At 45.7% G+C, this 23,896-nt stretch carries 19 protein-coding genes and 4 tRNA genes; 6 read left to right on the forward strand and 17 right to left on the reverse strand.

All coding sequences use genetic code 11. From position 1 onward, the window contains the following. Positions 1-113 precede the first annotated feature (113 nt). The 12 genes from rpoB to L9Q39_RS12895 form a co-directional block, all read right to left on the reverse strand. Positions 114-4,142 carry a DNA-directed RNA polymerase subunit beta gene (gene rpoB / locus L9Q39_RS12840; RefSeq protein WP_237485424.1) on the reverse strand — a complete coding sequence of 1,343 codons (4,029 nt, stop codon included), beginning with the start codon at positions 4,140-4,142 and terminating at the stop codon, positions 114-116. A gap of 250 nt (positions 4,143-4,392) precedes the next feature. Continuing rightward, on the reverse strand, positions 4,393-4,761 hold the full coding sequence (gene rplL, locus L9Q39_RS12845; RefSeq protein ID WP_237485425.1) for a 50S ribosomal protein L7/L12: 369 nt from the start codon (positions 4,759-4,761) through the stop codon (positions 4,393-4,395). Between the two features lie 59 nt (positions 4,762-4,820). Continuing rightward, on the reverse strand, positions 4,821-5,315 hold the full coding sequence (gene rplJ / locus L9Q39_RS12850) for a 50S ribosomal protein L10 (RefSeq protein WP_237485426.1): 495 nt from the start codon (positions 5,313-5,315) through the stop codon (positions 4,821-4,823). Between the two features lie 258 nt (positions 5,316-5,573). Next, positions 5,574-6,275, reverse strand: a complete 702-nt coding sequence (gene rplA, locus L9Q39_RS12855) for a 50S ribosomal protein L1 (protein WP_237485427.1) — start codon at positions 6,273-6,275, stop codon at positions 5,574-5,576. Between the two features lie 4 nt (positions 6,276-6,279). Beyond that, a complete protein-coding gene (gene rplK / locus L9Q39_RS12860) occupies positions 6,280-6,708 on the reverse strand; it encodes a 50S ribosomal protein L11 (RefSeq protein WP_237485428.1) in 429 nt (142 codons plus the stop codon). Positions 6,709-6,874: 166 nt separating this feature from the next. After that, the gene (gene nusG / locus L9Q39_RS12865; RefSeq protein WP_237485429.1) at positions 6,875-7,423 is read right to left on the reverse strand and encodes a transcription termination/antitermination protein NusG; all 549 of its coding nucleotides are present in this window, start codon (positions 7,421-7,423) and stop codon (positions 6,875-6,877) included. Between the two features lie 13 nt (positions 7,424-7,436). Then, the gene (gene secE / locus L9Q39_RS12870) at positions 7,437-7,814 is read right to left on the reverse strand and encodes a preprotein translocase subunit SecE (protein ID WP_237485430.1); all 378 of its coding nucleotides are present in this window, start codon (positions 7,812-7,814) and stop codon (positions 7,437-7,439) included. A 286-nt stretch (positions 7,815-8,100) separates the two neighbouring features. Then, positions 8,101-9,285: an elongation factor Tu gene (gene tuf, locus L9Q39_RS12875; protein ID WP_237485431.1), complete on the reverse strand. Its 1,185-nt coding sequence runs from the start codon at positions 9,283-9,285 to the stop codon at positions 8,101-8,103. A gap of 138 nt (positions 9,286-9,423) precedes the next feature. Continuing rightward, positions 9,424-9,499: transfer RNA gene (locus L9Q39_RS12880), tRNA-Thr, on the reverse strand. Between the two features lie 13 nt (positions 9,500-9,512). Next, positions 9,513-9,587 (reverse strand) — tRNA-Gly (locus tag L9Q39_RS12885). A gap of 35 nt (positions 9,588-9,622) precedes the next feature. Next, positions 9,623-9,707: transfer RNA gene (locus tag L9Q39_RS12890), tRNA-Tyr, on the reverse strand. A 46-nt stretch (positions 9,708-9,753) separates the two neighbouring features. After that, positions 9,754-9,829: transfer RNA gene (locus L9Q39_RS12895), tRNA-Thr, on the reverse strand. 209 nt (positions 9,830-10,038) lie between these two features. On the opposite strand from L9Q39_RS12895, the gene coaA reads away from it, so the two are divergent. After that, positions 10,039-10,968: a type I pantothenate kinase gene (gene coaA, locus L9Q39_RS12900; protein WP_237485432.1), complete on the forward strand. Its 930-nt coding sequence runs from the start codon at positions 10,039-10,041 to the stop codon at positions 10,966-10,968. A gap of 56 nt (positions 10,969-11,024) precedes the next feature. Here coaA and birA read toward each other — a convergent pair whose 3' ends face one another. Together birA and murB are read right to left on the reverse strand one after the other, a co-directional pair. Next, on the reverse strand, positions 11,025-11,987 hold the full coding sequence (birA, locus tag L9Q39_RS12905) for a bifunctional biotin--[acetyl-CoA-carboxylase] ligase/biotin operon repressor BirA (protein WP_237485581.1): 963 nt from the start codon (positions 11,985-11,987) through the stop codon (positions 11,025-11,027). 14 nt (positions 11,988-12,001) lie between these two features. Next, complete coding sequence (gene murB / locus L9Q39_RS12910; protein WP_237485433.1) at positions 12,002-13,036, reverse strand: UDP-N-acetylmuramate dehydrogenase; 1,035 nt, start codon at positions 13,034-13,036, stop codon at positions 12,002-12,004. A 59-nt stretch (positions 13,037-13,095) separates the two neighbouring features. On the opposite strand from murB, the gene L9Q39_RS12915 reads away from it, so the two are divergent. Together L9Q39_RS12915 and pssA are read left to right on the forward strand one after the other, a co-directional pair. Continuing rightward, positions 13,096-13,527, forward strand: coding sequence for a GNAT family N-acetyltransferase (locus L9Q39_RS12915; RefSeq protein WP_237485434.1), 432 nt, complete (start codon positions 13,096-13,098; stop codon positions 13,525-13,527). A 93-nt stretch (positions 13,528-13,620) separates the two neighbouring features. Next, the gene (pssA, locus tag L9Q39_RS12920; protein WP_237485435.1) at positions 13,621-14,961 is read left to right on the forward strand and encodes a CDP-diacylglycerol--serine O-phosphatidyltransferase; all 1,341 of its coding nucleotides are present in this window, start codon (positions 13,621-13,623) and stop codon (positions 14,959-14,961) included. A gap of 104 nt (positions 14,962-15,065) precedes the next feature. Here the strand turns inward: pssA and typA are convergent, their stop codons facing one another. Continuing rightward, positions 15,066-16,898 (reverse strand): translational GTPase TypA, encoded by a 1,833-nt coding sequence (gene typA / locus L9Q39_RS12925; RefSeq protein ID WP_237485436.1) that lies wholly within the window; start codon positions 16,896-16,898, stop codon positions 15,066-15,068. A gap of 574 nt (positions 16,899-17,472) precedes the next feature. Here typA and glnA point away from each other — a divergent pair. The 3 genes from glnA to glnG all read left to right on the forward strand — a co-directional run bounded on the left by glnA (position 17,473) and on the right by glnG (position 21,723). Next, positions 17,473-18,882 carry a glutamate--ammonia ligase gene (glnA, locus tag L9Q39_RS12930; RefSeq protein ID WP_237485437.1) on the forward strand — a complete coding sequence of 470 codons (1,410 nt, stop codon included), beginning with the start codon at positions 17,473-17,475 and terminating at the stop codon, positions 18,880-18,882. Positions 18,883-19,225: 343 nt separating this feature from the next. Continuing rightward, on the forward strand, positions 19,226-20,275 hold the full coding sequence (gene glnL, locus L9Q39_RS12935) for a nitrogen regulation protein NR(II) (RefSeq protein WP_290369153.1): 1,050 nt from the start codon (positions 19,226-19,228) through the stop codon (positions 20,273-20,275). Between the two features lie 44 nt (positions 20,276-20,319). Further along, on the forward strand, positions 20,320-21,723 hold the full coding sequence (glnG, locus tag L9Q39_RS12940) for a nitrogen regulation protein NR(I) (RefSeq protein ID WP_237485438.1): 1,404 nt from the start codon (positions 20,320-20,322) through the stop codon (positions 21,721-21,723). A gap of 115 nt (positions 21,724-21,838) precedes the next feature. Here the strand turns inward: glnG and hemN are convergent, their stop codons facing one another. Further along, entirely contained in the window at positions 21,839-23,230 is a 1,392-nt protein-coding gene (hemN, locus tag L9Q39_RS12945) for an oxygen-independent coproporphyrinogen III oxidase (protein WP_237485439.1), read from the reverse strand. 163 nt (positions 23,231-23,393) lie between these two features. Then, a complete protein-coding gene (locus L9Q39_RS12950; RefSeq protein ID WP_237485440.1) occupies positions 23,394-23,891 on the reverse strand; it encodes a DUF2489 domain-containing protein in 498 nt (165 codons plus the stop codon). Positions 23,892-23,896: the final 5 nt, after the last annotated feature.

The following is a 23,896-nucleotide window of genomic DNA, read 5'->3' on the forward strand; positions in this document are numbered from 1 at the left end:
CTGTAAGGAGTTAAAAGGAGCTCACCGTTAAGTGAGCACCTTCTACCAAATAATCCGCTTTTTACTCTCTCAACCCTAAGCATTCAGTGCAGTAAAGTTGAGAGAGAAAGAGATTACTCTTCGTCTTCTAGCTCGATGTTGATACCTAGCGAGCGAATCTCTTTCAACAGTACGTTGAATGACTCTGGCATGCCAGGTTCCATGCTATGGTTACCGTCAACGATGTTCTTATACATCTTGGTACGACCGTTAACGTCATCTGACTTAACAGTTAGCATTTCTTGTAGAGTGTAAGCCGCACCGTATGCTTCTAGTGCCCATACTTCCATCTCACCGAAACGCTGACCACCGAACTGAGCTTTACCACCAAGTGGTTGCTGAGTTACTAGGCTGTACGAACCCGTTGAACGAGCGTGCATCTTGTCATCAACAAGGTGGTTTAGTTTCAGCATGTACATGTAACCAACAGTTACAGGACGCTCAAACGCATCACCCGTGCGACCATCAAACAGAGTTAGCTGACCAGATTCTGGTAGGTCACCCAGTTTTAGAAGCTCTTTAATTGACTTCTCTGATGCACCGTCAAAGACAGGTGTCGCAATCGGTAGACCGCCACGTAGGTTTTTAACCAGTGTGCGTACTTCGTCATCAGACAGTGACGCAATGTCAACGTTCTGACGAGTGCCACCAAGATCGTAAACTTTCTGCAGGAATTCGCGGAATTTCGCTAGCTCTTGCTGCTGTTTCACCATCTCGTTGATCTTGTCACCGATACCTTTCGCTGCCAGACCTAAGTGAACCTCAAGGATCTGACCGATGTTCATACGCGATGGTACACCCAGTGGGTTAAGTACGATGTCTACAGGCTGACCTTTCTCATCGTAAGGCATGTCTTCTACAGGGTTGATCTTAGAGATTACACCCTTGTTACCGTGACGACCTGCCATCTTATCACCAGGCTGGATACGACGTTTAACCGCTAGGTAAACCTTAACAATCTTCAGAACGCCAGGTGCTAGGTCATCGCCTTGAGTGATCTTACGACGCTTAGTTTCAAACTTCTTATCGAAGTCTGCTCTTAGCTCGTCATACTGCTCTGCAAGTTGCTCAAGCTGAGTTTGCAGTGCGTCATCTTCAAGAGTCAGTTCTAGCCATTGCTTACGGTCAACACCATCAAGCTTAGCGTCAGAGTAACCACCTTGTAGAAGTACAGCTCTAACACGGTTTAGAAGACCACCTTCAAGGATTTGGAACTCCTCGGTAAGGTCTTTCTTCGCCTCTTTAAGCTGCATCTGCTCGATTTCTAGAGCACGCTTGTCTTTCTCTACGCCATCGCGAGTGAAGACTTGAACGTCAATGATGGTACCTGAAACAGAGTTAGGTACACGCAGTGAAGTATCTTTAACATCCGATGCTTTTTCACCGAAGATAGCACGTAGTAGCTTCTCTTCAGGCGTTAGCTGAGTTTCACCCTTAGGCGTTACTTTACCAACTAGGATGTCGCCACCCTTAACTTCAGCACCGATGTAAACGATACCTGACTCGTCTAGTTTAGACAGAGCAGACTCACCTACGTTTGGAATATCCGCTGTGATCTCTTCAGAGCCCAGCTTAGTATCACGTGCCACACAAGAAAGCTCTTGAATGTGGATCGTCGTGAAGCGGTCTTCTTGAACTACGCGCTCAGATACTAAGATCGAGTCTTCGAAGTTATAACCGTTCCAAGGCATGAACGCGATACGCATGTTTTGACCAAGCGCTAGCTCACCAAGGTCGGTTGAAGGACCGTCAGCAAGAACATCACCACGTGCTACTGGTTCACCAGGTAGTACGGTTGGGCGCTGGTTAATACAAGTGTTCTGGTTTGAACGCGTGTACTTAGTCAGGTTGTAGATGTCGATACCGGCTTCGCCAGGGATCAGCTCATCTTCGTTAACTTTAATAACGATACGAGAAGCATCTACAGACTGAACGGTACCGCCACGTTTAGCGACTGCTGTTACACCAGAGTCAACGGCTACGTTGCGTTCGATACCCGTACCAACAAGAGGCTTATCTGCCTTAAGTGTTGGAACAGCCTGACGTTGCATGTTCGCACCCATCAATGCACGGTTCGCATCATCGTGTTCTAGGAACGGGATAAGCGACGCAGCGATAGATACTACTTGGTTTGTTGCAACGTCCATGTAGTTAACATGGTCGCGTGGGTGAAGACCAGATTCACCTTTTTGACGTGCAGTGATTAGCTCGTCTGCAAAAGTGCTTTCTTCCGTTAACGCAGCGTTAGCCTGTGCGATAACGAATTGACCTTCTTCGATTGCAGATAGGTAATCCACTTCGTCTGTCACTACACCATCGACGACACGACGGTACGGAGTTTCTAGGAAACCGTACTCGTTACAACGTGCAAACGCAGATAGCGAGTTAATTAGACCGATGTTCGGACCTTCAGGCGTTTCGATAGGACATAGACGACCGTAGTGCGTTACGTGTACGTCACGTACTTCAAAGCCAGCACGCTCACGAGTTAGACCACCAGGACCCAATGCAGAGATACGACGCTTGTGCGTGACTTCTGATAGTGGGTTGTTCTGGTCCATAAACTGAGACAGCTGTGAAGAACCGAAGAATTCTTTAACTGCAGCAGAAATCGGCTTAGCGTTGATTAGGTCTTGAGGCATGATAGCGTCAAGATCACCAAGGCTTAGGCGTTCTTTAACCGCACGTTCAACACGTACTAAACCAACACGGAATTGGTTTTCTGCCATTTCGCCAACACTACGGATACGACGGTTACCAAGGTGGTCGATATCATCAACTTCACCAATACCGTTACGGATCGCGATCAGCTTCTTCATCACTTCAACGATATCGGTCTCGTCTAGCGTACCTTGTTCGCCAGCGTCTTCACGACCGATAGAGCTGTTAAACTTCATACGACCAACAGTCGATAGGTCATAACGCTCTTCAGCGAAGAATAAGCTTTCAAATAGCGCTTCTGCAGCTTCTTTTGTTGGTGGCTCGCCAGGGCGCATCATGCGGTAGATTTCTACCAATGCAGAGATGCGATCTACTGTGCTATCGATACGTAGTGTATCTGACATAAACGGACCGTGGTCTAGGTCGTTTGTGAATAGCACTTCAAGCTGCTTGTGACCTGCTTGAGATAGGTTAGCTAAGCCTTCTAGGCTGATCTCTTGGTTTGCACCGATAACGATCTCGCCTGTGTCTTCATTGACGTAGTCTTTCGATGAGACTTTACCTACGATGTACTCAACAGGTACTTCAATGAATTCCACACCGTCTTTTTCTAGTTGACGGATGTGACGCGCAGTTACGCGACGACCAGTTTCTACATAAGTCGTGCCGTTTGCTTCAATATCGAATGAAGCCGTCTCACCACGTAGGCGCTCAGGAACCAACTCCATAAGTAGAGTTTGGTCTTTCACTTCGAAGTTAACTTTCTCGAAGAAGACGTCTAGGATCTCTTCTGAAGTTTTGCCTAATGCACGAAGAATGATCGATGCTGGTAGCTTACGACGACGGTCGATACGAACGTACAGGTTATCTTTCGGGTCAAACTCGAAATCGAGCCATGAACCACGGTAAGGAATAACACGTGCGTTATAAAGAACTTTACCTGATGAGTGGGTCTTACCCTTATCGCTGTCGAAGAACACGCCTGGGCTTCGGTGCAGCTGGGATACGATAACCCTCTCGGTACCATTGATAACGAAGGTACCATTGTCTGTCATAAGCGGAATTTCGCCCATGTAGACTTCTTGTTCTTTAATGTCTTTTACAGTACCTGCTGGTGCGTCTTTATCGAAAATAACTAAGCGTAGTTTTACGCGTAGTGGTTTCGAGTAAGTGACGCCGCGGATTTGACATTCTTTAACATCAAATACAGGCTCACCAAGACGGTAGCTAACGTATTGCAGCTCAGAATTGCCGTTATAGCTCTGAATCGGGAATACAGAACGAAAAGCAGCTTCAAGTCCATATTGCCCTTCCGGATCCTGTTCGATGAATTTGTCGAAAGAATCAAGCTGGATCGATAGCAGGTATGGAATGTCCAACACTTGTGGACGAGTACCAAAGTCCTTACGGATGCGCTTTTTCTCGGTATAAGAGTAAACCATGGGGTTCCTCAGCTCGCTGATAAGTGACCCAAACTGTCTGCCCAACCTAGTTACTTAAGGCGGGTGATTAGACAGTGACTAACAACTGTTTACTGTAGTGACGTTAACTCAAGCAAAGAGCAACGTTTTTTGCATGGATACGCAGGTGCTTAAACAGCAGGAAAATTCACCTACGCCCTACAGCGCAAAAAGGCCGGTGGTCAATAAACCACCAGCCATTAGCCTGTTAGGCTAAGAAATTAAGTATAAATTACTTAACTTCAACAGAAGCACCAGCTTCTTCTAGCTGAGCTTTAAGAGCTTCAGCTTCAGCTTTGTCAACGCCTTCTTTTAGAGGTGCTGGAGCTGAGTCTACAAGACCTTTAGCTTCTTTAAGGCCTAGACCTGTTGCGCCACGTACCGCTTTGATAACAGCAACTTTGTTACCGCCAGCAGCAGTTAGGATTACGTCGAATTCAGTTTGCTCAGCAGCAGCTTCGCCAGCTGCAGCACCGCCAGCAACTACAGCAGCTGCTGCAGATACGCCGAATTTCTCTTCCATAGCTTCGATAAGCTCAACAACTTGCATTACAGACATTTCTGCAACTGCGTCTAGGATTTGCTCGTTAGTAATAGACATAACAATTCTCTTTTAAGTCAACAATAAGTTTATTTTGCAACCAGTAAAAAGCAAGCTGATTAAGCAGCTTCTTCTTGCTTCTGGTCGCGTAGTGCAGCGATAGTACGTACCAGCTTGCCTGCAGAAGCTTCTTTCATGCACATCATTAGGCGTGCAATTGCTTCGTCGTAAGTTGGTAGTGTCGCTAGTACGTCAGCATCAGTAACCGCGCCTTCAAATGCAGCAGCTTTGATCTCGAAATCTTTGTTCTCTTTAGCGAAGTCTTTGAAAAGACGCGCTGCAGCACCTGGGTGCTCGTTAGAGAATGCAAGTAGAGTTGGACCAGTGAAAGTGTCTGTTAGACACTCATACTCAGTACCTTCTACTGCACGGCGTGCTAGAGTGTTACGAACAACTCTCATGTAAACACCCGCTTCACGCGCTTGTTTACGTAGAGAAGTCATCGCGCCTACTTCAACGCCACGAGAATCAGCTACAACTGCAGAAAGTGCACCACTGGCTGCTTCGTTGACTTCAGCAACAATTGCTTTTTTGTCTTGAAGGTTTAAAGCCATCTTGGATTTACTCCTGGTTGTTTTTACACCACCCGAAATCTTCACGATTTTGGGAGTTCATACGGTGCTTTTTCCAGAAGAAAGATAAACATTACGCTCAACTTTCTTTCAGTCTGGCACCATCTACGTAGGTATGATTAAGTTCTTTTCAGAACGCCTACGGTCTTGGACGGAGGCTAAATTTCCAAAGGAATTTCAGCCCCAACCACAAATTGATAGGCGCAAAATTATACTGAAATTTTGCGCCTATGCAAGCAATTAAGCTTGAGTATCTAGAGTAGATTGATCTACTGATACGCCAGCACCCATTGTAGTTGAGATGCTAACTTTCTTCAGGAAAGTACCTTTCGCTGAAGACGGCTTCGCTTTCTTAAGCGCAACTAGTAGAGCTTCTAGGTTCTCTTGTAGTTGGTTTGCTTCGAAAGACACCTTACCAATGGTAGTGTGAATGATGCCGTTTTTGTCGTTACGGTAACGAACCTGACCCGCTTTAGCGTTCTTAACCGCTTCAGCAACGTTAGGAGTTACAGTACCAACTTTAGGGTTTGGCATAAGACCGCGAGGACCTAGGATAGTACCTAGTTGACCAACAACGCGCATTGCATCTGGAGAAGCAACAACTACGTCAAAGTTCATTTCGCCTTTCTTAACTTGCTCAGCAAGATCTTCCATACCTACGATGTCTGCGCCAGCTTCTTTAGCTGCTTCAGCGTTTGCACCTTGAGTGAACACTGCAACGCGGATGTCGCGGCCAGTACCGTGAGGTAGTACAGTTGCACCACGTACGTTCTGGTCAGATTTACGAGCATCGATGCCTAGGTTAACTGCAACGTCAACAGACTCAACGAATTTAGCTGTTGCTAGTTCTTTAAGAAGAGCAACTGCTTCGTTGATTTCGTATTCTTTAGTTACGTCAACTTTTTCGCGAATTACGCGCATACGCTTAGTAAGTTTTGCCATGTTCTTAACCCTCTACCACTAGGCCCATTGAACGAGCAGTACCCGCAATAGAACGCTTCATCGCTTCAATGTCAGCACCAGTCATATCTGCAGCTTTAGTTTCTGCGATTTCTTGGACTTGAGCGTCAGTCACAGTACCCACTTTTTCAGTGTTAGGACGACCAGAACCAGACTTAACGCCTGCTGCTTTCTTAAGAAGAACTGCAGCTGGTGGAGTCTTAGTTACAAATGTGAAAGAACGGTCGTTGTATACAGTGATAACAACTGGAGTCGGTAGACCTTTCTCAACAGAATCTGTTTTTGCGTTGAACGCTTTACAGAATTCCATGATGTTCACACCGTGTTGACCTAGAGCAGGACCAACCGGTGGACTTGGGTTTGCCATACCCGCTGCAACTTGCAGCTTGATATAAGCTTCAACTTTCTTAGCCATGATATTTCCTAGTTTGGGTACAAGCGCCGTCCGAGTGGAAAGCTCCCCGTTGTTTAGATAAAACTTTCTGCAGTCTTGCTGCAAAAAGGCGCGAAATTATAAGCATAATTCGCGCCTTATACAAGCCTAAAAAGGCTATTTTTTATACTCTTTTAAAAAGAGTGGTTTAGTCTAGTTTTTCAACTTGACCAAACTCGAGTTCAACCGGTGTTGCACGACCAAAGATCGATACAGACACTTTAATGCGGCTCTTCTCGTAATCCACTTCTTCAACGGTACCGTTAAAGTCTGCAAATGGACCTTCATTAACACGTACCACTTCACCAGCTTCAAACATGGTTCTTGGGCGAGGAGCTTCGCTCGCTTTCTCAAGACGATTCAAGATAGCGTCAGCTTCTTTGTCTGTGATAGGTGCAGGGCGGTCTGAGGTACCACCAATGAAGCCCATTACTCGCGGAACACTGCGTACTAAGTGCCAAGATTCATCGTTCATGATCATTTGAACAAGAACGTAGCCTGGGAAGAACTTACGCTCACTCTTACGACGTTGGCCTGCACGCATTTCCACAACTTCTTCAGTCGGTACTAGTACATCACCAAAGTATTCTTCCATACCATGCATTTTGATATGTTCACGAAGAGATTGAGCCACACGTCCTTCGAAACCAGAGAAGGCTTGAACAACGTACCAGCGTTTTTTAGGAGCTTCACTCATGAATTAAAACCCTCTATAACCCGGTTACAAAAGCAACAAGACGAACCATAATGCCGTCGATACCCCATAACGCGAGCGCCATGATAATACTTACCGCAAGGACAATTAGCGTTGTTTGCATCGTTTCTTGACGCGTTGGCCAAACCACTTTGCGCACTTCAACACGTGCTTCACGTGCGAAGGTAATCGCTGCCTTACCTTTAATTGTAGTTGCAGCTACACCTAATGCTGCAGCAATTAATACAACCACACCTGCTGCTCGAAGAACGAAAGAATATTCTCCATACAGGTAATTACCCACAACAGCAACGGCTAGCAGGACAAAAGCGATAATCCACTTCATTACATCTGCTGCATTTGAGCTATCAGGAGTTTCAGCATTTGCTTTCATAAAACCAACCTGTGACAAGTCTAACTATTAGACGACAACAACCCCGCTGTTGCAGGGCTTATTCCTACTCTGTACCAAGGTTTCATTTGAGTCGAACCTCGATACGTGAAGACTCAGAATTAAAAACTCTCAGCCTTTATAATCCTTTATTTACCCGCCCTGTGAGCGAATAATGCACAACCCAAAAGAGTAGTGCATAAAAAGGGCATCAAATGATGCCCTTTTTGCTAGTGCTTAGTCAAATCTTATTCAAAGATTTTACCTGAGCTTGCGACAATTCTAAGAATTAGTCGAAGATCTTAGCAACAACACCAGCACCTACTGTACGGCCACCTTCACGGATAGCGAAACGTAGGCCTTCATCCATTGCGATTGGAGCGATTAGCTCAACTTGCATTTGGATGTTGTCGCCTGGCATTACCATTTCTACGCCTTCTGGTAGAGAGATATCACCAGTTACGTCAGTTGTACGGAAGTAGAACTGTGGACGGTAGCCTTTGAAGAATGGAGTGTGACGACCACCTTCATCTTTAGACAGTACGTATACTTCTGATTCGAACTTAGTGTGTGGGTTGATTGAACCCGGTGCCGCTAGAACTTGACCACGTTCAACGTCATCACGCTTAGTACCACGTAGAAGTGCACCAACGTTCTCACCTGCACGACCTTCGTCAAGAAGCTTACGGAACATTTCAACACCAGTACAAGTCGTTGTAGTCGTCTCTTTGATACCAACGATTTCTACTTCGTCACCTACACGTAGGATACCGCGCTCGATACGACCAGTTACAACTGTACCACGACCTTGGATCGAGAATACGTCTTCGATTGGTAGTAGGAACGGTAGGTCTACTGCACGCTCTGGCTCTGGGATGTAGCTGTCTAGTGCTTCAGCAAGTTCAACAATTTTCGCTTCCCACTGCTCTTCGCCGTTTAGAGCGCCTAGTGCAGAACCTTGGATAACTGGTAGGTCATCACCTGGGAAATCGTACTCAGATAGAAGTTCACGAACTTCCATTTCTACTAGCTCTAGAAGCTCTTCATCATCAACCATGTCACATTTGTTCATGAACACGATGATGTATGGGATACCAACCTGACGGCCAAGTAGGATGTGCTCACGAGTCTGAGGCATTGGACCGTCAGTTGCAGCAACAACTAGGATACCACCGTCCATTTGCGCAGCACCAGTGATCATGTTTTTAACATAATCCGCGTGTCCTGGGCAGTCTACGTGTGCGTAGTGACGAGCTGGAGTATCGTACTCAACGTGAGAAGTTGCGATTGTGATACCGCGCTCACGCTCTTCTGGAGCGTTATCGATAGATGCGAAGTCTTTCGCTACACCGCCGTAAACTTTTGCAAGTGTAGTACAGATTGCAGCAGTAAGAGTTGTTTTACCGTGGTCAACGTGGCCGATAGTACCAACGTTTACGTGCGGTTTCGTACGTTCAAATTTTTCTTTAGACATGAGTTGTCCCTCTAGGTACGGATTTAGGTGGCTTTGTGGACCACGCAACCAAAAAATATTGGTAATAAACCTTCTCTTAAGCACTAAACATAGTTTAGCCAAAAGAAAGTATCAAAAGGAAATAATTGCTTAGAAAGCTGGTGCTGATAGGCAGACTCGAACTGCCGACCTCATCCTTACCAAGGATGCGCTCTACCACCTGAGCTATATCAGCACTCTAAAAGAGTTGGAGCGGGCAGCGGGAATCGAACCCGCATCATCAGCTTGGAAGGCTGAGGTAATAGCCATTATACGATGCCCGCAACACGTAACTCAGAGAGCTATTTCCTTAAGAATATGGTGGAGGGGGACGGATTCGAACCATCGAAGGCAGTGCCGTCAGATTTACAGTCTGATCCCTTTGGCCACTCGGGAACCCCTCCAAATTACTTGCCACTTTCGTCATCATTGCCCTAGGCAAAGTGAAAGTGGTGCCGACTACCGGAATCGAACTGGTGACCTACTGATTACAAGTCAGTTGCTCTACCTACTGAGCTAAGTCGGCACAAGTGGGGCGCATTTTATTGAATCCATTAAAGTGATGCAACCGTTATATCAAAAAAAAAACGCTTTTTTGCCAGTTTCGAGTTATTTGATGTTTTTTTGTTCAAATTTCTAGGCTGAGCACGGTGTATGTTGTCGGAATTCTTTGATTTCTCGTCTTGTTAGGGTATGTTCAGCACTCTTCATTAAACAACATTAGATGGATTAATCATGAGTCCTTTCATTTCCTTCAGTCGTGAACAGTGGGCTAAGCTGCGTAACGCTGTGCCGATGACTTTGACACAGGATGATCTCATCGAATTGCAAGGTATTAATGAAAACCTGACGATGCAAGAAGCGATGGAGATCTACCTACCTCTATCGCGTTTACTCAACCTTTACGTTGCTGCAAGGCAGCGCCGTAATTCCGTGCTGAGTGAGTTCTTGGGTAAAACCACGCAAACCCCTCCACCTTTCGTTATTGGCATTGCCGGTAGTGTGGCAGTCGGTAAATCGACAACGGCTCGCTTATTAACAGCGCTGCTTAGACGCTGGGAGAACCATCCAAAAGTGGAGTTAATTACCACTGACGGTTTCTTATACCCCAATAAAGTCTTGGACGAGAAAGGTATGATGGCTCGCAAAGGCTTTCCAGAGTCTTATGATATTCGCCGCCTGGTTCAATTTGTGTCTGATGTTAAATCAGGCAAGCGCGATGTCGTCGCCCCTGTCTATTCCCATATCACTTATGATATTACCGACGAGCAGAAAGTAGTCGACAGACCCGATGTCTTAATTATTGAAGGGCTCAATGTATTGCAGTCAGGAATGGATTATCCACACGATCCGCATCGGGTGTTTATTTCTGACTTCCTTGATTTCTCACTCTATGTGGATGCTCCGAGTGAGTTGATTGAGCATTGGTATGTGGATCGCTTTATGAAGTTCCGTCAAGGTGCTTTTACCAAGCCGGGCTCCTACTTCAGTCATTACACCCAACTGCATGAGCAAGAAGCCATTAAGAAAGCCAAAAACATCTGGACTTCTATCAATGGCATCAACCTTGAAAACAATATTCTTCCCACTAAAGAGCGCGCACATCTGATTTTGCAAAAAGGCATGAATCATAGTGTCGAGAAAATCTATTTGCGTAAGCAGTAGCATGATGCTGCCAGCGCTCTGACTCACACACTCATTAACTCACGCATTGACGCTGGTTAGCGGTCGTCACCTCGCAATGAGATCTCACCTCCGATATAGGGCGTGATGCCTTCATCGGTTTCCAGAAGAATAGCGCCACTGGCATCAATTCCTCTGGCGATCCCTTTTATCTCGCGGTTAGCCATAATCAGCTTCACCTCGCGATTTAAGAAGTTGTCGTATTGATTCCAGCGCTCCACAAATCCTTGCATCCCCTGAAATTCATACTGCTTCAAGGCGCTATACCAAGCATTAGCAAACGAAGCTGCCAACTGATTTCGCTGCAAAGGTTGATCGCTCGCCTCGGCTAATGAAGTCCAAGGCTGATCAATAGCGGAGACTTCACCACTCATCATCAGGTTCATTCCCATCCCTATGACTAAGTTTGCAGCTCCACCTGCTTGCCCTGACATTTCAACCAAAATGCCAGCTAGCTTTTTATCTTTATAATAGAGGTCATTTGGCCACTTGAGTTTTACATCATGGATCCCCTGCTGCTCCAGAGATTCAACGATAGCAACACCCACGACTAAGCTCAGCCCCATCGCAGCAGCCATACCGGCGTCGAGACGCCAATACATCGACAAATAAAGGTTGCTTGCAAATGGAGAAACCCACTGACGCCCTCTCCTTCCTCGTCCTGCCGCTTGATATTCCGCTAGGCATACCGCTCCAGACGGCAAGGTGTCTTGCTTCTCAATCAAATATTGGTTGGTCGAGTCAATAATTGGGATCAATTCGAAAGGCACCACTAGGTTTTGTTCCAGTTGCTTAGGGTCGAGCAGTTCTATCGGTGTTGCCAATTGATAGCCTTTGCCTTGGACGCGAAAAATATCAACGCCCCACTCTTGGATGCCTTTTATATGCTTACTGACGGCAGCTCGAGATATGCCCAAGTGTTCTCCCAGTCGCTCACCGGAATGAAAGCCGCCTTGTGCTAATAGAGACAGTATCGCCAACTTGGTGTTATGCTCTTTCATAACAAATCGCTCTTTCATACCAAATCCCTTAAATACACCTCATTCAACGCACCCATAAAGCGAACTTCATGTTCCAGTTCTACGTTAAATTTCTCCAGCACTCGATCTCTAACATAGGCTGCTAAAGCAACCACATCTTGTGCCGTTGCTTGTTTCGCATTCACCAACACTAAAGCTTGGTTTGGATGCACCATAGCGCCGCCTAACGTATAGCCCTTAAGTCCACACTGATCGATCAACCAGCCCGCAGCGAGTTTCATCTGCTCACCCGCAGGGTAAGCTACTAAATTGGGGAACAACTGATTGAGTTGTTGATACTGTTGCTGAGAGATCACGGGGTTTTTAAAAAAGCTGCCCGCATTGCCGGTCACTTCGGGATCGGGCAATTTCTGTTGACGAACATCGACAACAATGTCGAAGATTTGCTGGGCAGTTACGGTTTGCTCATCTAATTGCTGCAGCGGTCCATAGTTGAGATTAGGTTGCCACTGTTTTGCCAGTTTAATACCTACCGCAGTAATAATGGCTCTGTCTTTCAGTTGGTGTTTAAAAATAGAGTCACGATAGCCAAACTGACATTCCACTTGAGTCAGACGCTTCACCTCGAAGCTTTCTAAGCAGAGGTAATCCACATACTCACAGATATCTTTGAATTCTACCCCGTATGCGCCAATGTTTTGGATCGGAGCGCTACCGGTACAACCGGGAATTAGAGCCAGATTTTCCAATCCAGAAAAGCCTGCTTTCGTCGCCCACTCAACCAGTTCAGGCCAATCCTCACCACCGCTCACGTGCAAATAGTGATACTCACTATCTTGTCGATGTTCACGCCCCATCAATTGATTCACTACAACTAATCCTTGATACGGTTGAGTAAACAGCATATTGCTGCCCTTACCTAACATCAGCTTTTCCATTGCCTGCCACTGCTCATCTCGGTAAAGAGCAATCAAATCGTCAATGGTTTGGGCTTTGGCTAAGACGGCACAGGTTTGAGCAATACCAAAGGTATGGAAGTGAGACAATTGTGCATTGTGTTGAATTTGCATGAGCGTTCTTTGATGATTTAAACTTGCGCCATTCTATCCTCTAGCAACCAGAGTTGGCTATGACTAGCTTCAAGTTCAGTGTTCTTGACCCGGTAAAAATACCGCTAGTGAAAAAGATCTATAAGTCTCATTACCCAGCGGGTAAGCCCAAATCCGACGAGCGTATTATTATCGCGACACAAGAGAGCCAAACGGTCGCCGTCGTAAGGCTGAAAACCGTTGAGCAACAACGTTTGATGACGGGTATGTTAGTAATTCCAGCATGCCGTGGTCTAGGGATTGCTCATCAACTGATGCAGCATCTAAAACAGAATGAGTTGACCGACAATGATTACTGCTTCGCCCTTGCTCATTTAGAGGGCTTTTACAATCAACATGGTTTTCAACACATTGATACTGAAGCGCTCCCCAATACTTTGAAACAATTATTCAGTCGCTATACCGGCAGTGGTAAAGCGCTTGTCGCAATGCGATATCATGATCGCGATTAAACTTATAAACTGTTTACTATCCAACTGTCATCAAAGTTTGATAAAATCGTGTGTTGGCAATTTTGCAACGATATAAAGGTAATCTCTTTCATCATGATGGCTCTTAGGAACTCTTTTGAACAACTCCCTTCACTTGCGCAAGATCCGAATAAATTTCATGTTCTTGCATCAGCCAGTGAATACCGTGAGTACTTGATTCAAGCGATTCGTGAAGCAAAATCTAGAATCTACCTAGTTGCATTGTATCTCGAAGATGATGAAGCGGGACGCGCTGTCCTGTCTGAATTATACAACGCCAAGCAAAACAATCCTGACTTAGATATCAAGGTCTGCGTTGACTGGCATCGCGCCCAACGCGGTCTGATTGGTGCTGACCAATCTGACGGTAATGCTGTGATGTATCGTGAGTATCGCCAAAACCATCAGCATGGGGTTCCCGTCTTTGGGGTTCCTGTGCGTGGTCGAGAAGTCTTTGGCGTACTTCACCTAAAAGGCTTTGTGGTCGATGATACCGTAATATACAGCGGCGCTAGCTTGAACAATATCTATCTCAACTATAAAGATCGCTATCGCTTTGATCGCTACCATGTTCTGGGAAATCCGTCTCTTGCTGATTCCATGGTGCAATTCATCAACCAAGAGATGATTGCCAACCCTGCTGTCAACGACCTGTCTCTGAGCGAAAAACCCACCACTAAGCAGATCAAGTCGGATATTCGTCAACTCCGTGGCTCACTATCACAGGCACAATATCAATTCACGCCTGAGCGATTGAACGCGGATCAAGTGGCGGTCACTCCTCTGGTCGGTATTGGTAAGCGTCGTAATAGACTCAATCATGCCGTAAACCAACTGTTGGCAAGAGCCAAGAATGAAATATTTATCTGCACCCCCTATTTTAACTTCCCAAAATCGGTGGCTAAACAGATTAAACGCGCACTAAAACGTGGCGTCAAAGTCAGCATCGTGGTGGGCGATAAAACGGCGAATGACTTTTATATCTCGCCAGAAGAAGAGTTTAAAACCATTGGCGGTCTGCCTTATATGTACGAACTCAACTTGCGCCGTTTTGCCAAGTCGAATGAAGCGCACATTGCTAGTCGTCGCTTGAGTATCAAACTCTGGAAGCACGACGATAACAGTTTCCACCTCAAGGGTATTTGGGTGGATAAGACCAATATGCTGATCACGGGCAATAATCTCAATCCAAGAGCATGGACTTTGGACTTAGAGAACGCACTGTTAATTCGCGATCCACATGGACATTTAGTTGAGAAGTTTGAACAAGAAGTAGCCAATATTCTTGAGCATACTCAGCTTATCTGCACTTATAAGCAGTTCGAGAAAGTAGAGCACTACCCAGTGCCTGCACAGAAATTGATTCGCAAAATTACTCGCGTTAAAGCGGATCGAGTGTTGAAGCGACTGCTTTAATAACCATCACTAATAACCATCACTTTTAATAACCATCACTGCGACATTACAGCAAGCACAAAAAAACCAGCCGAAGCTGGTTTTTTTCATAATAAGCAGTCCAATTAAGACTTCGCTACGCGGCTTGCGCGCTTACGATCGCTCTCAGAAAGAAACTTCTTACGAAGACGAATGCTTTCTGGCGTCACTTCTACTAGTTCATCTTCATCGATAAACTCTAGCGCTTGCTCAAGCGTGTGCTTGATTGGCGGCGTTAGAACCTGAGCTTCATCAGTACCAGATGCACGAACGTTGGTTAGCTGCTTACCTTTCAGTGCGTTAACGGTTAGGTCGTTATCACGGCTATGAATACCGATGATCATACCTTCGTAAACATCAACACCGTGACCGATAAATAGGCGACCACGCTCTTGTAGGTTAAACAGTGCGTTAGTCAGTGCTTTACCCGCTGCGTTTGCAATCAATACGCCGTTGTTACGTTGACCAATGGTACCGCCCTTGTGTGGACCGTAGTGATCAAACGTATGGTAAAGCAGACCTGAACCCGAAGTTAGCGTCAAAAATTCAGTTTGGAAACCGATCAAGCCACGAGAAGGCATATTGAAGTCCATACGCACACGACCTTTGCCGTCTGGTGCCATGTCTTTCAGCTCACCTTTACGTAGACCGATTTTCTCCATGATGCCGCCTTGATGTTCTTCAAGAACATCAATCGTTACGGTTTCAAACGGTTCCATCAGCTGACCATCTTCTTCTTTGATGATAACTTCTGGACGAGATACCGCTAGCTCGAAGCCTTCACGACGCATGTTTTCAATCAGGATAGAAAGGTGAAGCTCACCACGACCAGAAACACGGAATTTGTCTGGATCATCACTCTGCTCTACGCGCAATGCAACGTTGTGTACCAGTTCTTTCTCAAGGCGCTCAAGGATGTTACGTGACGTCACGAACTTACCCTCTTTACCAGCGAAAGGCGACGTGTTTACTTGGAACGTCATGGTAACGGTTGGTTCGTCAACCGACAGTGCTGGTAGTGCTTCTACTTGGTTTTGCGCACAAATCGTATCTGAGATTTTAAGTTCGCCCAGACCCGTGATCGCAATGATGTCGCCCGCGTTCGCTTGCTCAACTTCGTGACGCTCAAGACCAAGGTAACCCAGTACTGTGCCTACTTTACCGTTACGAGTCTTGCCATCTGCGCCGACGACTGTCACTTGTTGGTTTGGTTTCGCAGTACCGCGTGTTACGCGACCTACACCAATAACGCCAACGTAAGAGCTGTAGTCTAGCTGAGAGATTTGCATCTGCAATGGACCATCAAGGTCAACATCTGGTGCAGCAACATTGTCAACGATTGCTTGGAACAGAGGTTCCATGTTCTCGCCAATTTCGCCTTCTTCAAGTGTTGCCCAACCGTTAAGTGCTGATGCGTAAACCACTTGGAAGTCCAACTGTTCGTCAGTTGCACCTAGGTTATCGAATAGGTCGAATACTTGGTCCATAACCCAATCAGGACGTGCGCCTGGACGGTCAATTTTGTTGATAACAACAATTGGCTTCAGACCGTGTGCAAACGCTTTTTGCGTTACAAAACGAGTTTGTGGCATAGGACCGTCAACAGCGTCAACGATAAGCAGTACAGAGTCTACCATCGACATGATGCGTTCTACTTCACCACCGAAGTCCGCGTGTCCCGGAGTATCTACGATATTGATGTGGTGATCGTTCCAGTTGATCGCCGTGTTTTTTGCAAGAATGGTAATACCACGCTCTTTTTCAATATCATTCGAGTCCATCACGCGTTCTTCAGTTTCACCGCGAGACTCTAACGTCCCGGATTGCTGAAGTAGCTTGTCAACTAGGGTAGTTTTACCGTGGTCAACGTGCGCGATAATCGCTATGTTTCTTAACTTATCAATCTGTGGAGTTGACATGGATTTCTTTCACTCAGTCAAGAGTCGCCGCACTATCGCCGCTGACTCGATTAAAAAAACGCCCGCAATATAACAGAAATTACGAGAGTTGTGATCTTCTTCGTTGAAATCTTGCCTAAACATAGCCTGTTTATAGTAAATTTTCCTTACTTTGTTCATTTAAGGTATCAATAGTGTCGCTTTGATTACGCTCACGACTTATTCGCAAAAATAGGTTTGCAAAAATGGGGTTGTAAAATAGGGTGCAGAGATAATTTTTTACTCTGTCGCGGTATGTTATTGACAGCTCACCAAAAACCATGCTGAATATATGGGCTTGTTGTATCAAATTGGTGCAAAACTTAATTCTTGCACCAATTTGACACAACAGCGATCCATAATGGTGCAAATCTATGAACCAATATGTCGCAGTAACTTTTAAGGTTATGAATTAAAAGGATTTTTATTTTTGGCACAGTTTTAGCTATAGCTAAATCAGCATCGATTAACGCACTTCAAATACGCAGACGTTAATCAATGCCGATTATCACTATCGAGCTATTAACCGCTTTAATAACACTGGAGGTTTTCCGAGATGTCAGTAGAAAATGTTCTATCGCTGATCCAAGAGAACGAAGTTAAATTCGTTGATCTACGCTTTACAGACACTAAGGGTAAAGAGCAACACATTTCTATCCCTGCTCACCAAATAGATGCAGACTTCTTTGAAGAAGGCAAAATGTTTGACGGTTCATCTGTTGCTGGCTGGAAAGGCATCAATGAATCAGACATGGTTATGATGCCGGATGCATCTAGCGCAGTTCTTGACCCATTCACTGAAGATGCAACTCTGAACATTCGTTGTGACATCCTTGAGCCTGCAACGATGCAAGGCTACGATCGTGACCCACGTTCTATTGCTAAGCGCGCTGAAGACTACATGCGCTCTACTGGTATCGCTGACACCGTTCTTATCGGTCCTGAGCCAGAATTCTTCCTATTTGACGATGTTAAGTTCTCAACTGACATGTCTGGTTCTTTCTACAAAATTGACGACGTAGAAGCTTCTTGGAACTCGGGTTCTGATTTCGAAGAAGGCAACAAAGGTCACCGTCCAGGCGTTAAAGGTGGTTACTTCCCAGTTGCTCCTGTTGACTCTTCTCAAGACATCCGTTCTGCAATGTGTCTCGTTATGGAAGAGATGGGTCTTGTTGTTGAAGCTCACCACCACGAAGTGGCAACAGCGGGTCAGAACGAAATCGCAACTCGTTTCAACACGCTAACCACTAAAGCTGACGAAATCCAAATCTACAAGTACGTTGTTCACAACGTAGCACACGCATTTGGCAAGACAGCAACATTTATGCCTAAGCCACTAGTGGGTGATAACGGTTCTGGTATGCACGTTCACCAATCTCTAGCAAAAGACGGTGTTAACCTATTTGCTGGTGACAAGTACGGCGGTCTATCTGAAACGGCTCTTTACTATATCGGCGGTATCGTCAAGCACGCTCGTGCAATCAACGCATTTGCTAACCCTGCGACTAACTCGTACAAGCGTCTTGTACCAGGTTTCGAAGCACCGGTAATGCTAGCTTACTCTGCTCGTAACCGTTCTGCTTCTATCCGTATCCCAGTGGTACCTAGCCCTAAAGCACGTCGTATCGAAGTTCGTTTCGGTGACCCAGCAGCTAACCCATACCTAGCATTTGCCGCTATGCTTATGGCTGGTCTTGACGGTATTAAGAACAAGATCCACCCAGGCGAAGCGATGGATAAAGACCTTTACGATCTACCAGCTGAAGAAGCAGCAGAGATCCCAACAGTGGCTTACTCACTAAAAGACGCGCTAGCAGAACTTGATGCTGACCGTGAGTTCCTAACTTCTGGTGGCGTATTCTCTGATGACTTTATCGATTCTTACATCGATCTTAAAGCTCAAGACGTAGAGAAAGTTAACATGACAACGACTCCTCTAGAGTTCGAACTATACTACTCTGTATAATTCTCGTTGTTATTAGCTAACACTCAAAGGCTTGCCAATCGGCAAGCCTTTTTTATTCCGTACTACACCTTTCTCCTTCCAAACAATACCTCTGTTTTTAGGTTTCCTTTGAAGAACAATAGATTGCACTGAATAATCTCATGAATCGGCATTGTTATTGCATTGTTATCAAGAGCAATAGTGCAATCGTGTCGTTTTAGGTGCAAACCTAGAGAATAAACGTCTTCTGCGAGATTATTAAACCATCGCAGGACGCATGATAGTTGATGTTGCACTTTTTTGGTGCATATGTATTATCAACAGCTGTGCATTGCACTTTTTTTGAGCAATCTAAGGATATCCAGTGACGGACTCAGAACTGACTAAAACGATTTTGGATAATACTGTAACGGCAACTTTGATGTTGGACGAAGGTCTGACCGTGAAGTACGCCAATCCCGCCGCTGAGCAATTGTTCTCTCAAAGCTCTAAGCGATTAATCGATGCCCACTTATCTCAGTTCATCCAACACGCTTCACTGGATTTAGCGCTACTGTCGCAGCCGTTGCAAAGTGGTCAAAGTATTACCGACAGTGATGTCACTTTTGTCGTCGACGGTAAACCTCTGCTTTTAGAGGTAACGGTCAGTCCACTCTCATGGAATAAGCAACTGATGTTACTTATTGAAATGAGAAAAATTGGTCAGCAGAAACGTTTGTCACAAGAATTAAACCAGCACGCACAGCAGCAAGCGGCGAAGTTGTTGGTTAGAGGGCTGGCTCACGAAATCAAAAATCCGCTGGGTGGGTTGCGGGGCGCCGCTCAGTTACTGGCCAAAATGTTGCCAGACCCATCACTGAATGAATACACCAATATTATTATCGAGCAAGCCGATCGATTGAGAGCCCTAGTGGATAGACTGCTGGGTCCACAAAAACCCGGCAAAAAAACCGAAGAAAACCTGCACCTAATCTTGGAAAAAGTACGCCAACTGGTGGAACTTGAGGCGGGTACGGATCTTATTATCGAACGCGATTATGACCCGAGTTTGCCTCACCTTGTGATGGACACCGACCAGATAGAGCAGGCTCTGCTCAACATCGTCAGTAACGCTGCACAAATACTATCAAAACAAGACAATGGTCAGATTATTTTCCGTACTCGAACGGTTCACCAAGCCAATATTCACGGCTGCCGACACAAGTTAGCGGCGCGTATCGAGATTATTGATAACGGTCCGGGGATCCCTTCTGATCTGCAAGATACGCTGTTCTACCCCATGGTGAGCGGTCGAGAAGGCGGCACAGGTTTAGGCTTATCAATTTCACAAAATTTGATCGACCAACACAACGGCAAGATTGACGTTGAAAGTTGGCCTGGTCGCACCATTTTTACTATTTATCTGCCAATTTAATAAAGTGAACAATTAAGATTGGCCCGCTGTAAGGAAGTTTGGCTATGAGTAAAGGATATGTATGGGTCGTCGATGACGACAGCTCAATTCGTTGGGTAATGGACAAAACCCTCTCTTCAGCAAATATCAAATGCGAGACATTTGCTGATGCTGAGAGTGTGTTGTTGGCGCTAGAACGTGAATTACCCGATGTATTGGTGTCAGATATCCGCATGCCTGGTATCGACGGTATTGAACTGCTGCATCGTGTACAAGAAATGGCACCGGATCTGCCTGTTATTATTATGACCGCACACTCCGACCTTGATGCTGCTGTCAATGCCTATCAGAAAGGGGCGTTTGAATATCTTCCTAAACCTTTTGATATCGATGAGACCTTAACTCTGGTTGAGCGTGCAATTGTCCACAGTCACGAGCAAAAGAGTAGCCAAGTCACGGATGAAGTGATTACCACCGACGCACCAGAAATCATTGGTGAAGCGCCGGCAATGCAGGAAGTGTTTAGAGCAATCGGACGCCTTTCTCGTTCATCGATCTCGGTGCTAATCAATGGTGAGTCTGGTACCGGTAAAGAACTGGTCGCCCATGCCTTACATCGACATAGTCCCCGCTCCAGCAAGCCCTTTATCGCCCTTAACATGGCAGCCATTCCCAAGGACTTGATTGAGTCTGAACTATTTGGCCATGAAAAAGGCGCGTTTACGGGTGCTAACAGCGTGCGCCAAGGGCGATTTGAACAGGCCAACGGCGGCACACTGTTTTTGGATGAGATTGGCGACATGCCTTTAGACATTCAAACTCGCCTGCTGCGTGTTCTCGCTGATGGACAGTTTTATCGCGTTGGTGGTCATTCCGCAGTAAAAGTGGACGTACGCATTGTGGCCGCAACCCACCAAAATCTTGAACGACTGGTGACCGAGGGGGATTTCCGTGAGGATTTATTCCATCGCCTTAACGTTATTCGCATCCATATTCCAGCGCTGAGAGAGCGTAAGCAAGATATAGAGAAACTGACGCTTCACTTCTTGTCGCTTGCGGCTGATGAATTAGGCGTAGAGACCAAGTCACTCAACGCTGAAACTGTGGATATCCTCAATAAGCTCGACTGGCCAGGTAACGTACGTCAATTAGAAAATACTTGTCGTTGGCTCACCGTGATGGCGAGCGGCAGTGAAATACTGCCCAACGATTTACCGTCAGAGTTACTCGATGAACCTAAACGCGCTTCTGAGATGGGCAGTGGTGATTGGCAACAACTGCTCTCTTCATGGGCCGAAAATGCGTTGCAGTCGGGAGAGACTGAGATCCTCAACCGAGCTCAGCCACAATTTGAACGCATCTTGTTGGAAGCAGCTCTAAACCATACTAACGGCCATAAACAGGACGCGGCTAAGGTGCTGGGCTGGGGTAGAAACACCCTAACTCGTAAGCTCAAAGAATTATATTAATCCTTTATATTGCGCTTATAAAAATGGCCACAGTTTTCGCTGTGGCCATTTTTCTGTTGTACGTATTGGAACTACTGTCCATATTGGAAGTTTTGTAGCGCGTATTGAGTGTAGGTTAAATCACGCGCGAGAATTGTTGCTGCCTCGCTTTCTGGCGCAGATATTTATCAAAACACATACAGATATTACGAATGAGTAGTCGACCTCGTAAGGTCACTTCGATACTGGTCTCCGAAACCTTCACCAATTCATCGTCAACGAAGGTCTGTAGCAGTTTCATATCTTCGGCGAAATATGAGTTAAACGTTAGAGCAAAGTCTCTTTCAATGCCTTGAACATCGAGCTTAAAGTTGCAAATGAGTTGCTTAATCACTTCGCGACGGATCAGATCATCTTGGTCAAGTACCACCCCTTTCCACAGTGCATGGCGCTGCTCATTGACCTGTTCATAGTATTTTTTCAGCTCTTTCTGATTCTGTGCATAGCTATCGCCAATCATAGAAATAGCAGAAACCCCAAAACCAACCAGATCACAATTACCCTGTGTCGTATAGCCTTGGAAATTTCGATGTAATTCACCGGCACGTTGAGCGGTCGCCAGTTCATCTTCTGGCAAGGCAAAGTGGTCCATACCGATAAATTGATACCCGGCATCGGTTAAGCGAGTGATGGTATCTTGTAGAATCGCCATCTTCTCTTTCGGTGCGGGCAGATCTTCATCTTTGATCTTGCGCTGAGCCGCAAACAGATTGGGCATATGAGCATAATTAAAGACCGATAAACGACCCGGTCGCATCTCAAGCACTCGCTCTAAGGTAAGAGCAAAAGATTGTTGAGTCTGCTTTGGTAAGCCGTAAATCAAATCTAGGTTGGTTGAACGGAAGCCCAACTTACGCGCTCTCTCGACCATCGCAAAAATGAACGCTTCATCTTGCTCACGGTTAACCAATTGCTGAACCTCTTTATTGAAGTCCTGCACACCAATGCTCAGCCTGTTGAAGCCCTCTTGACGCAAGTGGTCAAGCACATCCAACTCTATCTCACGCGGATCAACCTCAATACTAATCTCAGCACCATCATCAAAGAAAAACTCACCACGTAGAATAGCCATCAAGCGACTGATCTGTTGCTTGGTTAAAAACGTTGGTGTGCCTCCACCAAAGTGAAGTTGTGTGACGGTTCGACCTTGCAATAAAGAGGCTCGCTGGCGGATTTCATGTTCAATAATATCCAAGTACTCATCCGCTTTATGGGCATGACGAGTAATGACCTTATTACAACCGCAGTAGTAACAAAGCTTGTGGCAGAATGGGATATGAATATAGAGAGAAAGCGGTCTATCTGTATACTGGGCACAAGCCATATCGTAGTCAGAAATCGTGTAAGCCTCGTGAAACTCAACCGCCGTCGGATAAGATGTATACCTTGGACCCGAGTAGTTGTACTTATCGAGAACAGCCTGATCCCATACTATTTGTTGTTTCGTTTCTGAATGACTTTGCGACATGTTAATGTTTCCAGTAAGCACCTAATGACCGATTGCTTTCCTTTAAAATCAAAGGACTGGTTAGTGTGCCATAATAATGTGACGGATTACGCTAGGCAGTGATGTTATCACTAATATTCATGATAAAAATGATACATTGATCACTCGTTACTGAATGTTATTTTTAGTGACTGACTGTCTTTATTTGGATTTGATTATTGAGCGGCTTAACCTGTTGCTGTAACTGTTTGACCTCTTCAATAATCGCCGCCTCTAAGCGACCTTCAGCCTTGTGTCTCGTCAAGTTATCTCGCATTCGATCTTTTTTATTCATGCTCTGCCTTGCGTCTCCGCGTGGCATCTCTTTGACGACATGAAACAGTTCTGACAGTGCAGGATAGGCTTGGTCAAAATCAATTCTGCTCTCGCCTTGGACATAGTCCATGATGTTATACAGTCGAATTGCCGCCTCTGAGAGGTCGCATTGTCCCTGAATAGTCGCGAGACAAATGGTATCCACACTTTCAAAGATATTGGCATTGCGCTTATCGATAGCTAACTTTTGGTGTTTTTGCTGCAATTGTTGCTGTTTTTTAAGTTGCAGTAACAAGTATCCAGCATAACTGGCTAAACCGGCAATGATCACGCCACCGACTATAGCTAACAACATCATGGTACTCATTACTA

This window comes from Vibrio hippocampi (assembly GCF_921292975.1).
Lineage (GTDB): Bacteria > Pseudomonadota > Gammaproteobacteria > Enterobacterales > Vibrionaceae > Vibrio > Vibrio hippocampi.

Bases quoted from the DNA above. Each gene is read 5' to 3' on its own strand.
- rpoB (WP_237485424.1), bottom strand. From the start codon at position 4,142: ATGGTTTACTCTTATACCGAGAAAAAGCGCATCCGTAAGGACTTTGGT.
- rplL (WP_237485425.1), bottom strand. From the start codon at position 4,761: ATGTCTATTACTAACGAGCAAATCCTAGACGCAGTTGCAGAAATGTCT.
- rplJ (WP_237485426.1), bottom strand. From the start codon at position 5,315: ATGGCTTTAAACCTTCAAGACAAAAAAGCAATTGTTGCTGAAGTCAAC.
- rplA (WP_237485427.1), bottom strand. From the start codon at position 6,275: ATGGCAAAACTTACTAAGCGTATGCGCGTAATTCGCGAAAAAGTTGAC.
- rplK (WP_237485428.1), bottom strand. From the start codon at position 6,708: ATGGCTAAGAAAGTTGAAGCTTATATCAAGCTGCAAGTTGCAGCGGGT.
- nusG (WP_237485429.1), bottom strand. From the start codon at position 7,423: ATGAGTGAAGCTCCTAAAAAACGCTGGTACGTTGTTCAAGCCTTCTCT.
- secE (WP_237485430.1), bottom strand. From the start codon at position 7,814: ATGAAAGCAAATGCTGAAACTCCTGATAGCTCAAATGCAGCAGATGTA.
- tuf (WP_237485431.1), bottom strand. From the start codon at position 9,285: ATGTCTAAAGAAAAATTTGAACGTACGAAACCGCACGTAAACGTTGGT.
- coaA (WP_237485432.1), top strand. From the start codon at position 10,039: ATGAGTCCTTTCATTTCCTTCAGTCGTGAACAGTGGGCTAAGCTGCGT.
- birA (WP_237485581.1), bottom strand. From the start codon at position 11,987: ATGAAAGAGCATAACACCAAGTTGGCGATACTGTCTCTATTAGCACAA.
- murB (WP_237485433.1), bottom strand. From the start codon at position 13,036: ATGCAAATTCAACACAATGCACAATTGTCTCACTTCCATACCTTTGGT.
- L9Q39_RS12915 (WP_237485434.1), top strand. From the start codon at position 13,096: ATGACTAGCTTCAAGTTCAGTGTTCTTGACCCGGTAAAAATACCGCTA.
- pssA (WP_237485435.1), top strand. From the start codon at position 13,621: ATGATGGCTCTTAGGAACTCTTTTGAACAACTCCCTTCACTTGCGCAA.
- typA (WP_237485436.1), bottom strand. From the start codon at position 16,898: ATGTCAACTCCACAGATTGATAAGTTAAGAAACATAGCGATTATCGCG.
- glnA (WP_237485437.1), top strand. From the start codon at position 17,473: ATGTCAGTAGAAAATGTTCTATCGCTGATCCAAGAGAACGAAGTTAAA.
- glnG (WP_237485438.1), top strand. From the start codon at position 20,320: ATGAGTAAAGGATATGTATGGGTCGTCGATGACGACAGCTCAATTCGT.
- hemN (WP_237485439.1), bottom strand. From the start codon at position 23,230: ATGTCGCAAAGTCATTCAGAAACGAAACAACAAATAGTATGGGATCAG.
- L9Q39_RS12950 (WP_237485440.1), bottom strand. From the start codon at position 23,891: ATGAGTACCATGATGTTGTTAGCTATAGTCGGTGGCGTGATCATTGCC.